The following is a 14,149-nucleotide window of genomic DNA, read 5'->3' as shown; positions in this document are numbered from 1 at the left end:
TGAAAAGAAACAAAAAATAGAACACAATTGTGTTCTATTTTAATTTATTGTAAGGGTGATTTTTATTTGAAATAATTCCTTCTAGTTTAAAGCCGTCTGCTCAATGACCAGGATATATTAAATAATTATTATATTTATTATCGATAGATTTTATTGATTCAAAGAATGCATCATCATTACAAGTTGCTTCAAACATACTTTTTAATAGATGTTCTTGATAATCTTTGAACATTGCTTTATGATAACCAAACCTGTTTATAAATAATGTGTCTCCAACAAATAAATACTTATGATCAACATCTTAGAATGTTGTTCCTTTGGTATAACGACCTTTATGTAATCCATTTATTAAAAATTCATTTATTTTAGTTTTAAAATTGCCATTAAATAAAGAGAATACTATTGCTTCATTAGCAAAATCAATAATTTGCCCATTTTGAGTACCATTAATATTTTAATTAAATAAAAATTTATAATCAAGTTCATGAAAATGAATTATAGCACCTGTTTTTAATGCAATAATATCAACTCCAACTGTATGATCATGATGAAAATGAGTAATAAAAATATCAGTTAAAATTAAGTTGTTTTTATCCAAAAAATCTAGAATTAAATCAGAGCTATAAGCTCCATCTATTAATATAGCTTTATTATCTTCCTTATTTATTAATAAATAAGCATTTGCTTCATTTAGAGCATTTGCTTTAAATGTTTAATTTCTTTTTTCATATTATTTTTCACACTTTCAATTGATTTTAATAAATTTTACTCTTTTTTTGTATAATAAAAGTCAAGGACGGTGTTTTTTATGAGGAAATGTGAAAGTATTTTAAAAAGAGATATTTTAATTGACGAAAGAACACATACATATTACTTAGATGGCATCCAAGTAGACAAACCAAGTGTTTCTAAATTAATTGAACTTTTACCACAACATATTTTTGACACCTCATTTTCAAACACAGAACAAGGAAGATCAATTTTAGAGAATGCAATAAATAGGAAATTACACCTTCATAAAATTGCTGAAAATTTTATTAAAGATAAAATTGAAATAGAATGTTGTGGAATTAACACACATGCAGAAATGAAAGATTGATTATTATGAGTTTTAAATAAGATCAGTGTAGACTATCCAGAATCAGAAGGATGAGAAATCATTAGTGAGTTATCAATGGTTGGTAAAAATTATGTTGGTACATTAGATATTTTATTAATTAATACAAAATTAGGAAAATATGTAATTGGCGATATCAAAACAACAAAACTACTAGCTAAAAATAAAGAAGCTTTACAATTAGTTTTATATAATGAACTTTTAAACGAAAGATTTAAGCAAGTAAAATTTTCAGGATTAGAATTGCAAAATTATTTTGTAATAAACTGCAATAATGAAAATAAATCAATTTATTTAATTGATGAAAATACTAAAGAACAAGCAATTAATGAAATGAAAAAAGTACTTGAAATTTTAAAATCATTAAAATAGTAAAAAAAATAGAAAGCAAATGCATTTCTATTTTTTTTCTTCTTTTGGTTTAGGTACATATTCTAATCATGTTCCATCTTTTTGTTCATATTCACGATATCCACATTTTGTAGTAGTGAAATTAGAGCAACCACGCCCTCTACCAAATTTTGATTTAATGAAAACTAAACTTCCTTCGTGACATCTAGGACATTTAAGATCACTTGTTTTGGCTTCTTGAATTTGCCCTTTTACAGAAACACTTAAATCTTCATAAACATTTTTAATTCAATCCTTATAATCAAATTTTCCTTCTGCAATTTCATCAAGATTTTCTTCCATTTTTGCAGTGTAATTTAAATTAAAGAGGTCTTGATATTTTTCATATAAAAATTCTTCTGCTTGATAACCTTTATAAGTAACTTCAAAAGGTTTACCTCTATGAGGTATAGCGTATTCACGTTCTTTTAGTTTTGAAAGTGTTGGAGTATAAGTTGAAGGTCTACCAATTCCTAAATCTTTTAATTCTTTTACTAAACTAGCTTGATTAAACATTCTTGGTGGTAAAGTTTTTGCGTCTTCCATAACAATGGCGCTTTTATCAATTGAAAAAACATAATTTTCGCTAAATTTAAAAGGTGGTTTTATTTCATCATCTTTTGAAATTTCATCATAATTTTCATCAAGTTCAACATCTTCATCAGTTTCAAATTTATCTAATTTGTTATAACCAAGATCTAGAACTTCTTTTCAACTTTGTTTAAATTCATAACCATTATTTCAGAAAGTTCAGTTGTGGTAGAAACCACTTGGACCTTTCATTAATGACTTAACAGTATTTCATCAAATTAAGTTATAAATTCTAATCATGTTTTTGTCTTCAATTTGAGAAGAGATAGATTCAGGTCTTTGATTTAAATCTGTTGGTCTTATTGATTCATGGGCTTCTTGAGCATTTGCTTGTGTTCTCACAGGAACTGCTTCTTTAAATAAATCACCTTTGAAATTAGTATTAATAAATTTTTTAGCTTCAGCAATAAAATCATTTGAGTATTTGTTTGAATCAGTTCTAATATAAGTTATTAGTCCGGCTTCATATAATTTTTGTGCAGCAACAGTAATTTGTGCAGCACTCATTCTTAATTTACTAAATCCATCTTGTAATAAACTTGCAGTTGAGTATGGCTTAAAACTTCTAACTTCAAATTCTTTTGCTTTATACTTTGTACATTTATAATTTTCACCTAAGTTGTTTTGAATAACTTTAGATTGTGCTTCAGAAATGTAATATGTTTTTTGATCATTAACAACTATGTTGTTATCGTCTTTGTATAAAGCAAGTTTAACATTAGTTTTTTCATCAATAACAAAAATCTTTTTATAAACTGTTTCAACAAAGGCTTTAATTATTTTGTCTCTGTCTACTAAGATTTTTAATGCAGGAGTTTGAACCCTACCAGCACTTAATAAACCTGTACTTTTTTGTAGTGAGTTAGAAATCATATATCCAATTATTTTATCTAACATTTGTCTTGATAATTGAGCATTAACTAAATCCATGTCAATATTTCGCATTTTGCCAAATGCTTTTATGATAGCAGTTTCTGTAATTTCATTGAAAGTAATTCTTTTAATTTCTTTATTATCTTTTATAAATAAATTAGCAAGGTGTCATGCAATAGCTTCTCCCTCACGGTCAGGATCGGAAGCAAGAATAATTTTATCTGCGCTTTTACCAGCTTTAACAATTTCATCAACATTCTTTTTCTTTGAAGGTTCGATTTTAAATGATGGTGTCATTGTTTTTAAATCAATTCCTAATCCTCAAGGACCAGAGTCAACAATTCTATTAATATGTCCACCACTGGCTAAAACTTCAAAAGAGTCATCTGGAAAGTTTTTTTCTAAGTAATATTTAATTTTTTCAACTTTTGATGGCGATTCAAGTAATACTAGATATTTTGTCATACTCACACTTCTTTCATTTAACAATTAAAACCTTTTAAAACTAAAATTTCAACAAAAAATTATTTTTTTAAAATGGCCTATATATATTATTAATAAATAAAACTATAGTTTTATCATAATTTTTTACTTTTGAGAAAATAGGTTTATAATAAATAATAATTCTTTAAAGGAGACAAAATGAAAACAATTATCATTGGTGGTTCTACAACAGGTATGGGAGTTGCGGCTAAACTAAAAAGATTAGATGAAAAACATGAAATAATCGTAATTCAAGATAAAGAATATGTTTCACTTGGGGCATGTGGTATTCCATATTATGTTGGTCGTAATTTTGACAATCCAGAAACATTGATTGCAAGAAAAGTTGAAAACTTTGAAGAGACAGGCATAAGGGTTTTAACTAAAAAATCTGCGCATAAAATTGATTTTAAAAATAAAGTAATTAATTTTGAAGACGAAAATATCAGCTATGATAATTTAGTTATTGCTGTTGGAGCTAAACCAATTACACCGCCAATTAAAAACATTGATGCTAATAATATATTTACAGTTAATTCAAAAGAAGATGCAATTGTTATTATAAATGCAATAACTGATCAAAGCAAAGTATTGGTAATAGGTTCAGGACTTATTGGTTTAGAAATGGTCGAAAATATAAAACACGCAACAAAAGCAAATATTGCAATTATTGAAAAAGCAGATAGAGTTCTTAAAAATTTATTTGATGAAGAATTTTCAAAATTAGTTGAAGAAGAGATTAAAAATAAAAATATTGATCTTTATAAAGAGAATGAAATTGTAGAATTTATTAAAGATGCTAATAATAATGTTTGCGGAGCTAAAACAATTAAGAGTGAAATTATTAATTGTGATATTGTAATCTTAAGTATTGGTGTTTTACCAAATACAAAGTTCTTAAAAAATACAGAATTAGAATTAGAAAACAATGGTGCAATTAAAATAAATGAATATTGTGAAACCAACATCCCAAATGTTTATGCTGGTGGAGATTGTTGTAGCAGTTTAAGTTATTTATATAAAAATAATAGAACATTTTATTTAGCAACTGTTGCTAATAAACAAGCAAAAATCATTGCAAATAATATTAATAAAACTAAAACAAGTAAATTTGTTGGAGCTTTGGGAACAACAATTATTAGATTTTTTGATTTGGAACTAGCAAGAAGCGGCGAAAACAAAATGTTTATCGAAACAAATAAAATTGAAACAAAAGAAATTTTAATAAAAGATAAAGATCATACAAATTATGTAAAAGATCAAACAGATCTATGACTTAAAATAATCATGGATATTGAAACAAAAGAAATTATAAATGTGCAAATGATAGGTAAAAATAAATCAGTTTTAAGAATATATGGACTTGTTGGAATTATTTGAGCAAGAACTAAAGTTGATGAAGCGTTAGAACAAATTGATTTACCATATTCACCACCGTTCTCAAGAACAACAGATATCATCCACATTGCATTAAGTAAATTAATATAAAAAAAGAGGAAATTAAATGTTATTAAGTAGTTTTAAAGAAACTTTCCTTCAAAACTTTTTAAGCATAAGCACATGACAATCACTTGTAGCGATTCTATTGTTCTTCGGTTTAATGGGTGGGTTTTGGTATGGATTGAAACAAATAAAAATAAAATTTGTATATAGAATTTTAATTGGAATGACAATCGGATTAATTTTTGGGGTTGTTATTCAAACAATCATTGAATTCCCTGGTGGATCATGATTTTCACATAAAGGAAATGCAGTTTGAGCACTAGTAGATGGTTCATGATTAGACATTTCAAGTTATTATATTAAACCTGATAAAGAAGTAATGACAGTTGCACAAGCACTAGCAAAAAATGTTTTAACTTCAAACAATGTATCTGAATTAGCTAAATCAATGATGCTTTACATTAATGCTGGAGCAGACAAACTAGCATTTGAAGGTTTAACAATAAATGCAGAAATTAAATCAGGAATTGATTGAATTATTGAATTTAATGTTTGAGCATCAATGTTAAAACAAATATTTATTAATGGTATTTTATTAATTACAATCCCAATTGTGTTTATTGCAATTTTTAGAGTTGTAGCAAGACCTGGATCAAAAGGTTTAGGAAGAATATCAGGAAAAGCAGTAGCGATTCTTTTAATTAATGTTGCAATTGCATTTACAATTACATTCTGAATTGGGCATTTATTAAAAATCGGTAAAGGATTAAACTTTGATCAACATATTCCTGGAGGATCAGGAAGAACTGATTCAAAAGCTTTACCTGAAATTGTTTGAGGATACATTCCATCAAACTTTATAGCAACACTATCAGCAACAGCAATTATACCTGTTATTGTTTTAGCTGCATTAATTGGGTATGCAACAACATTTGTAAGAAAAAAACATCCAGAATCAATGGATAATTTAATGAATGTTATCGATAGAGCTTGAGATATTGTTATGTCAATCTTAATGACATTTATGAAAATTATGCCTTTAGCTGTTATGGCAATGTTAACAACAGCAATTACAACAAGAGCAATTGGAGCACTAGCATCAATTGGATTAATCTTAGCAATAGGATATGTTGGAATATTTATTATGTTAGGAGTAATGACTTTAGTATTATTCTTATCTGGAGTAAATGTTGCTGCATGATGAAAACATGCATGAAAACCTTTAATTCAAGGATTCTCAACACAATCATCAAATGCAACACTACCAGTTACTATGGATACTTTAACAAACGAAATGAAAATAAAAGATAAAGTAACAAGTATTGTAGCACCGTTATCAACATCACTTGGTTTAGTAGCCTGTGCTGGAGTTCAAGCAGGATTAATTACTTCTGTACTATATACAGGATCTGAATCAGTTGCAGAAATGAATGTATTTGCGTTCTTTATTTTAGGATTATTTACAACAATAGTAGCAAGTATTGGAATTGCAGGAGTTCCAGGAACAGCCACAGTTGTTACATCAGCAGTTTTAAATGGAATTGGATTTGGAGCTTACTTTGCGCCTGTGTATGCTATCTTTGGAGCAATTGATGGACTATTTGACATGGGAAGAACAGCAACTAACGTTACTGGTAGTGTATTTGCTGCCACATTAGTTGCAAAAGATGAAGGTCTATTTGAAGAAGGCACTGAATTAGTTTCAGAGAAACAATTAACTAAGATTGTTGAAAAGCGTGAAAAACAAGCTAAGGCTAAACAAGAAAAATTAGAATTAAAAACAGAAAAACAAAATCAAAACAAAATTGTAAAAGAAGGCAAAAAAGCAGCTAAACTTAAAGATGAAAAATCCAAAACAAAACAAAATAAATAAATAAATTGGTAAAATAAATAAAGTTTTAAAGTTATAAAGGAGATCACATGGCTAAATTTAGATTAAGATATGCCCCTTCACCAACTGGGTTTTTACACATTGGTAACACAAGAACAGCCTTAATGAATTATTTATTTGCTAAACATTACAATGGAGATTTTATTGTAAGAATAGAAGATACTGATTTAGAAAGAAATGTTGAAGGTGCCATTGAGTCACAATTTGAAAACTTAAACTGATTAGGAATTATTGATGATGAGTCATTCATAAATCCTGGTGATGCTAAATATGGTAAATATATGCAATCACAAAAATTTGGAAGATATGAAGAATTAGCAAATGATTTAATTATGCAAAACAAAGCATACCGTTGTTTTTGTACTACTGAAGAATTAGAAAAAGATTATGAAGATCAAGTAGCTAGAGGAATAGTTGCAACTAAGTATTCAGGTAAATGTGCTATATTATCAAAAGAAGAAATTGATAATAACTTAAAATTAAATAAAGATTTTTCAATTAAATTTTTAGTGCCAAAAACAACTTTAAATATTAAAGACTTTATTAAAGGTGATATTACTTTTGATTCAAAAGAGTTAGGTGATTTTGTTATTTTAAAATCAAATAAAATTGCTACTTATAACTTTGCTGTTGTGGTTGATGATTATGATATGCAAATTACTCACGTTTTAAGAGGTGAAGAACATATTTCAAATACACCAAGACAAATCTTAATTTATAAAGCATTTGGATGAGTTACTCCTGAATTTGGACATATGTCATTAATTATTGATTCAACAGGTAAGAAATTATCTAAAAGAAGTGGTAATGCATTATTCTTTATTGAACAATACAAAAATCAAGGATACTTACCTGAAGCAATGTTTAACTATATTTCATTATTAGGATGATCACCAGTTGGAGAAAAAGAATTATTATCAAAAACAGAATTAATCTCAATGTTTGATGATAAACGTTTTAGTAAATCTCCTTCAACATTTGATATGACTAAAATGAAATGAATTAATTCTCAATACATGAAAACTTTAACAGAAGAAGAATATTTAAAATTTACTAAAAAATATGTTGATCAAACTAGATTTAATATAGCTTCTAAATCTGAAACATGATTAAACCAAGTGCTTTTACTATTCAAAAAAGAATTAGAATTTGCAGAACAAATTAATAATCATTTAGATATATTCTTTAACGATGTCAAAATTTCAGCAGAAACTTTAGCAGTGTTAAACGCAATTGAAAACAACGATGTTATTGTAAAAGAATTTGAAAAACAAATTAATAACTTATCAGAATGAACAGTTGAAAACATAAAAGAATTAATTAAAGCAGTTAGTGAAGCAACATCAAAAAAAGGAAAAGATTTATTTATGCCAATTAGAATTGTGTCATCACATTCTGAGCAAGGACCTTCTTTAGCAGATGTTATTTACTTACTAGGGAAAGAAAAAGTTTTAGCAAATATAGTTGAAACTAAATAGGCGGTGTTTTTATGGAAAAAGTTTTTAGAGATAGTGTGCACGGTGATATTTTTATTTATGATGAAATATTCATAGAAATTATTAATTCACCTGAAATGCAACGTTTAAGAAGAGTTCTTCAACTAGGAGGAGCTCAATATGCTTATGCAGGAGCTTCACATACAAGATTTACTCATTGTATTGGAGTTTATCATATTATTTATCAATTTTTGCAAACTCCTAATTTTGCTAAGATTTCTGATAAAGAGAAAAAAATTGTTTTACTAGCAGGATTAATGCATGATATTGGTCATGGACCATTTTCACATACTTTTGAAAAAATAACTAAAAGAAGTCATGAAGAGTATAGTGCTGATATTATCAAAAACCCCAATGGAAATATTGCAAAAATATTGAAAAAACATAAAGTAAATCCTGAAGATGTAATTGCTATTTTAGAAGGTAAATATCCAAATAAGGTTTTAAATTTATTAGTTAGCAGTCAATTAGATGCAGATCGAATTGATTATCTAATGAGAGATTCATATTATTGTGGAGTAAACTATGTTTCAGTTGATACTGAATTTTTAATTAGAAATGTAAGAATAGTAGATAATAAAATTGTTTTCCCTAAAAAAACAATTCATGCAATTGAATCATACTTGCTTGGAAGATACCTTATGTACAAACAAGTTTATGAACATACTATATCAATAGCTTTTGATGTTACACTAGTTAGTTGATTTGAAAGAATTGTTGATTTAAATAATGATGGATTTGATTTTAAAGATTCAAGAATAAAATATTATTTTAATTATATTTTTGATGGAAAAAATATTCCAATAGATTTATACTTAATTTTAGATGATTTTACAATGGTTGATATCATCAAAAATTGTAAGAATGAAAATGATCATATCTTAAGTGATTTATCATCAAGAATATTTAATAGAAATTTCTTGAAATTAAAAGAAGCAGATGAATTTAAAATTAGAGAAATTAAAGCTTTACTAAAAGAAGAAGGTAAAGAATTGAAATACTACTTTATTGAACCTAAAATCAAAAGACCAAGTATTTATAAAGATGGACTAATTGATGGTAAAGATCAGACAATTTATATAATTGATAAAAATAATGTTGTTAAATCATTAACTAAGTTTAGTTTATTAGCTAACACAGTTAAACAAATTGAAGAAGAAAAAATAGTTAAAAAATACTTTTTCCCAAAAGAAGTAATGTAGATAAGAAAGTAAGGGTGAATAAAATGCAAAGTTTATCAAATATTGATTTAGCTTATGAATTTTTGAAAAAGCGTAAAAATCCAGTTAAATTAATGGTCATTTGACATGCTATCAAAAATAAAGCAGTCAATCATAAAAATGATGAAAGCGAAGCGATTGCTGATCTATACAGTGATTTAGTACTTGATGTAAGGTTCGCCCTTTCTACAAAAGGTGAATGAGGATTAAGCGACGATTCAAAAATTGAAGACGTTAAGAAAAAATTTGACTCTAAACCTATTAAGAAAAAAAAAGTTGATTCTGATGATGATACTGAAGAACCAACTATCGTGGATGAAGATGATGAAGATCCTGCAGTATATGATGATCTTTTTGTTGAAGAAGAAGATGATGATTCAACAATAGTTTATTTTGATGAGGATGAAGATTAATATATAATATTTAAAAATAAAGTTGCGACTTTTATGTTTTAGCAACTTTTTTATTTTTTTTAAAAAAAGGAGTAAACAATTATGGCAAAGTTTGTGTTTGTAACAGGTGGGGTAGTTTCAGGATTAGGAAAAGGAATTACCGCTAGTTCATTAGGTAATTTATTAAAAGCAAGTGGGTTAAAAGTTTTTATGCAAAAATTTGATCCTTATTTAAACGTGGATCCAGGCACAATGAGTCCTTATCAACATGGAGAAGTGTTTGTAACAGATGATGGTGGAGAAACTGATTTAGATTTAGGTCACTACGAAAGATTTATAGATGAAAAGTTAACAAAAATGTCATCAACATCAGCTGGTCGAATTTATTTAGAAGCAATTAATGCTGAAAGACGCGGAGACTGAGGAGGGCAAACAATTCAAGTTGTTCCTCATATTACTGATTCAATCAAAAACAAAGTGTATCAAGCAGCAAAAACATCTGAAGCTGATGTAATTATTTCAGAAATTGGTGGAACTGTTGGAGATATCGAATCACAACCTTTTATAGAAGCTATTAGACAAATTAGAATGGAACAAGGAAAAGAAAATGTTGTATTCATTCATGTTGCATTGCTATTATATTTAAGTGCTTCAAAAGAATATAAAACTAAACCAATTCAAATGTCAGTTAAAGAATTATTAAGTTTAGGAATTCAACCAGATATTATTGTGCAAAGAACAGACAAGCATTCTTCAAAAGATATTAAAGAAAAAATTTCTTTATTTTGTAATATTCCAACTAATAACGTAATTGATGCAATTGATAAAGAATCAATTTATGAAGTGCCTTTAGAAATGTATAAACAAAATTTACATGGATTAGTGTTAGACCAGTTACAAATTAAAACTAAAAAAACTGATATGTCTTCTTGAATTAAATTTATTGAAAAAATTAATAAATCAAAAGAAGAATTTGAAGTTACATTTGTTGGTAAATATATTGAATTACAAGATGCATATCTTTCAGTAATTGAATCATTAAAAATCTCAGGTTATGAGTTTAATAGAAAACTAAAAATTAATTGAATACAAGCTGACAAGCTAAATGAAAATAATTATAAAGAAGTTTTACAAAATGCCAAAGGTATATTAGTTCCTGGTGGTTTTGGAGACCGTGGGATTGAAGGAATGATCTTAGCTTCAAAATATGCAAGAGAAAATAACATTCCTTATTTAGGTATTTGTTTGGGAATGCAAGTTGCAACCATTTCAATGGCTAGAGATTTTTTAAATTTACCAGAAGCAAACTCAACAGAATTTGATAATTCAGGTGCAAAACCAATTTTTGATTTTATTAGAGGAATTGATGTTCAAAATTTAGGTGGAACATTAAGATTAGGGGCTTCTTATAAAACATCAATTAAAAAAGGAACATTAATTGAAAAATTATATGGAACTAATGAAGTGTTTGAAAGACATAGACATAGATATGAATTTAATAATGCATACAAAGAAGTTTTAGAAGAAAAGGGATTAGTATTCTCAGGAATTTATGAAGAGAAAAAATTGGTTGAAATGATTGAATTACGAAATCACCCATTTTTTGTAGGAAGTCAGTTTCATCCAGAATTTACATCAAGACCAAATAAACCAAATCCGTTATTCAAAGGTTTTGTTGAGGCTATAATAAATAAAAATAAATAAAAACCCTTATGTTTGATATATCATTATTGTGTAAAAGGAGGTTTTTTTAATTATTGAAAAAGTTTATAAAGCAAGCATAGAAGATCAAAAATCTCAAAAAAGAATAGCAGAAACAATAATAAAAGAAATAACAAAAATAATAAATTTGATTTAAGTATTACTGAGTTAGCAGAAGTAAGTAAAGCTTTTCAACCAACTACAACAAGATTTATAAATGACCTTTATCCACAAGGTAATTACAAAACTTTTAAAGAAAAACTTTACAAAAAAATTAAAATATATTTTAAAAGTAATTACGAAAAAAAATAATTTATCTGATAACAAAGAAAAAATGTTATTGGATATAACAAACACATTAAATAATATTGATGATAATAAAATAATTAAAGCTTCAAATATATTAGTAAAAGCAGAAAAAATAAACATTGCATCTCTTTGTGGGAATTACTCACTTAAATATCTTTTTGAATATAAATTAACTAGAGTTGGAAAAAATGTAATGTTAAGTTTAGACTGACATCAACAAATTATTAATTTAAATTTCATAAGTAAAAATGACGTATTAATAGTAATTTCTTGTTCAATGAATAAAAATGAAATATCAAAATTTATTGAAAAAGCGATTTCAAAGAAAATAAAAATTATTTTATTAACTGGTGAATTCGAAAATAATTGAAATGATAAAGTTGATGTTTGTATTAAAGTATCATCATCAGATGCAAAATTTAGATCATTCTCTTTTACTTCAAAAGCATGTATGAATTTAGCAATTGAAATGATTTTTAAGGAAATGCTAAAAAATATATTACCTGAAGTTGATGTAATTGAAGAATGAAAATGGCAAAACAAGTAATGGATATTTTTCCATTTTTTAAATAAAATTGAAGTTAAAATGTGGTCATTGCTTTTGCTGATTCTAAGTTTGCTAAATATATTGACATGATAAAACAACATAAAATGTACAAATAAAAGTACCTTGTGTACAAAAAATGAAAATTTAACGATTTCTTTATTTTGTGTTGCTTTTTTATTAAAAATGATAAAATAAATGTAACAAAAGACGTTCACATACAATTTTTTCAGTAAATTACTACTGGAAATTGTAAATCTTGCACTTTGCACCAAATAAACAATTTACCCAGATAAATTAAAATTATTTTTTTAAAAGTTATAAAGTTGTATAATTTTATAGAAGTTTAAAGAAAGAGGAAAATTAAATGACAAGACTATATCATGAAAAATTAGTTAATGCTACAGCTATGGTTAAAGCAGCACACGAAAACAAATATGCAATCGGTCACTTTAACATCAATAACTTAGAATGAACTAAAGCAATTTTAGAAGCAGCTCAAGCTTCAAATACACCAGTTATCTTAGGAACAAGTGAAGGTGCTATTAAATACATGGGTGGACCAATTACTGTTGTAGGAATGGTTAATGGATTATTAGATGAATTAAACATTACTGTACCAGTTGCATTACACTTAGACCACGGACAATCAATCGAAATGGCTAAAAAATGTATTTTAGCTGGTTACTCATCAGTTATGTTTGATGGATCACACTTACCATACGAAGAAAACTTAGCTAAAACTAAAGAATTATTAATTTTCGCTAATGAACACGAAATTTCAGTTGAAGCTGAAATTGGATCAATCGGTGGAGAAGAAGATGGAGTTGTAGGAAACGGTGAATTAGGAGACCCAACTCAAGCAACTGAAATTTCAAAAACAGGAATTTCAATGCTAGCAGCAGGAATCGGAAACATTCACGGTAAATACCCAGAATGATGAACAGGTTTATCATTCGATACTTTAGAAGCTTTACAATCAGCATGTAAAATGCCAATGGTATTACATGGTGGAAGTGGAATCCCTCAAGATCAAGTTGAAAAAGCAATCTCAATGGGAATTTCAAAAATCAATGTTAATACTGAATTACAATTAGCATTTAGAGATGCAACAAGAAAATACATAGAAGCTGGAAAAGACTTAGATAATAAAGCAAAAGGATTTGACCCAAGAAAATTATTAAATCCTGGATACCAAGCATTAAAAGAAACATTCAACGAATTAACTGGATGATTTAGATGCAAAGGAAAAGCTTAATCTAAATATTTTAATTAAAAATTGCGAAAGCGGTTTTTTGTTTGTTCTTTTAAATAAAAATGTTATATAATTTCTAAGTACTGAAAAAGTATCTAAATGAAAACATAGTGTGAAAGGAGATACATCTATGCCAAAAAAAGATATTCAACCAAAATACTTTGAGGAAGCAAAATTTATTTGTACAACATGTGCTAATGAATTTATTTGTGGAACTACAAAAAGAGAAGAAATGAGAATTGATCTTTGTTCAAATTGTCACCCATTTTTCTCAGGAGCACAAAACTTTGCAAACACAACAGGTCGTGTTGAACAATTTAAATCAAAATTTGCAAGAAAAGAAGCAATTAATGCAACTGCTCAAAAAAATTCTGAATACCAAAAATCAAAAAATAAAGAAAATAAATAATCGAGACCACAATAGTGGTCTTTTATTTATAAATC

13 protein-coding genes are annotated in these 14,149 nt (G+C 26.9%); 10 read left to right on the top strand and 3 right to left on the bottom strand.

What is annotated here, in order from left to right; translation table 4 throughout:
• Positions 1 to 34: 34 nt before the first annotated feature.
• Together EMELA_RS05050 and EMELA_RS05045 are read right to left on the bottom strand one after the other, a co-directional pair.
• A complete protein-coding gene (locus tag EMELA_RS05050) occupies positions 35 to 232 on the bottom strand; it encodes a hypothetical protein (protein ID WP_028123882.1) in 198 nt (65 codons plus the stop codon).
• 222 nt (positions 233 to 454) lie between these two features.
• Positions 455 to 673 carry an MBL fold metallo-hydrolase gene (locus EMELA_RS05045; protein WP_084485274.1) on the bottom strand — a complete coding sequence of 73 codons (219 nt, stop codon included), beginning with the start codon at positions 671 to 673 and terminating at the stop codon, positions 455 to 457.
• Positions 674 to 808: 135 nt separating this feature from the next.
• On the opposite strand from EMELA_RS05045, the gene EMELA_RS04240 reads away from it, so the two are divergent.
• Positions 809 to 1,489, top strand: a complete 681-nt coding sequence (locus EMELA_RS04240) for a hypothetical protein (RefSeq protein ID WP_028123881.1) — start codon at positions 809 to 811, stop codon at positions 1,487 to 1,489.
• Between the two features lie 27 nt (positions 1,490 to 1,516).
• Here EMELA_RS04240 and topA read toward each other — a convergent pair whose 3' ends face one another.
• Positions 1,517 to 3,436: a type I DNA topoisomerase gene (topA, locus tag EMELA_RS04235; RefSeq protein WP_028123880.1), complete on the bottom strand. Its 1,920-nt coding sequence runs from the start codon at positions 3,434 to 3,436 to the stop codon at positions 1,517 to 1,519.
• Between the two features lie 177 nt (positions 3,437 to 3,613).
• Between topA and EMELA_RS04230 the strand changes: the two genes are divergently transcribed.
• The 9 genes from EMELA_RS04230 (at position 3,614) to rpmE (ending at position 14,114) form a co-directional block, all read left to right on the top strand.
• Positions 3,614 to 4,942, top strand: a complete 1,329-nt coding sequence (locus EMELA_RS04230) for an FAD-dependent oxidoreductase (RefSeq protein ID WP_028123879.1) — start codon at positions 3,614 to 3,616, stop codon at positions 4,940 to 4,942.
• A 16-nt stretch (positions 4,943 to 4,958) separates the two neighbouring features.
• Entirely contained in the window at positions 4,959 to 6,770 is a 1,812-nt protein-coding gene (locus EMELA_RS04225) for a dicarboxylate/amino acid:cation symporter (RefSeq protein ID WP_084485273.1), read from the top strand.
• A 47-nt stretch (positions 6,771 to 6,817) separates the two neighbouring features.
• Positions 6,818 to 8,266: a glutamate--tRNA ligase gene (gltX, locus tag EMELA_RS04220; RefSeq protein ID WP_028123877.1), complete on the top strand. Its 1,449-nt coding sequence runs from the start codon at positions 6,818 to 6,820 to the stop codon at positions 8,264 to 8,266.
• A gap of 11 nt (positions 8,267 to 8,277) precedes the next feature.
• A complete protein-coding gene (locus tag EMELA_RS04215) occupies positions 8,278 to 9,486 on the top strand; it encodes an HD domain-containing protein (protein ID WP_028123876.1) in 1,209 nt (402 codons plus the stop codon).
• Between the two features lie 23 nt (positions 9,487 to 9,509).
• Complete coding sequence (gene rpoE, locus EMELA_RS04210; protein WP_028123875.1) at positions 9,510 to 9,917, top strand: DNA-directed RNA polymerase subunit delta; 408 nt, start codon at positions 9,510 to 9,512, stop codon at positions 9,915 to 9,917.
• A gap of 81 nt (positions 9,918 to 9,998) precedes the next feature.
• Positions 9,999 to 11,600 carry a CTP synthase gene (locus EMELA_RS04205; protein ID WP_028123874.1) on the top strand — a complete coding sequence of 534 codons (1,602 nt, stop codon included), beginning with the start codon at positions 9,999 to 10,001 and terminating at the stop codon, positions 11,598 to 11,600.
• A gap of 337 nt (positions 11,601 to 11,937) precedes the next feature.
• Positions 11,938 to 12,453, top strand: a complete 516-nt coding sequence (locus EMELA_RS04200) for an SIS domain-containing protein (RefSeq protein WP_157844554.1) — start codon at positions 11,938 to 11,940, stop codon at positions 12,451 to 12,453.
• A 364-nt stretch (positions 12,454 to 12,817) separates the two neighbouring features.
• Positions 12,818 to 13,708, top strand: a complete 891-nt coding sequence (gene fba, locus EMELA_RS04195) for a class II fructose-1,6-bisphosphate aldolase (protein ID WP_028123872.1) — start codon at positions 12,818 to 12,820, stop codon at positions 13,706 to 13,708.
• Positions 13,709 to 13,835: 127 nt separating this feature from the next.
• A complete protein-coding gene (rpmE, locus tag EMELA_RS04190) occupies positions 13,836 to 14,114 on the top strand; it encodes a 50S ribosomal protein L31 (protein WP_028123871.1) in 279 nt (92 codons plus the stop codon).
• The last annotated feature ends 35 nt before the right edge of the window (positions 14,115 to 14,149 follow it).

It is taken from the genome of Mesoplasma melaleucae (genome assembly GCF_002804105.1).
Lineage (GTDB): Bacteria > Bacillota_I > Bacilli_A > Mycoplasmatales > Mycoplasmataceae > Mesoplasma > Mesoplasma melaleucae.
This window is presented reverse-complemented; position numbering and strand designations above follow the sequence as displayed.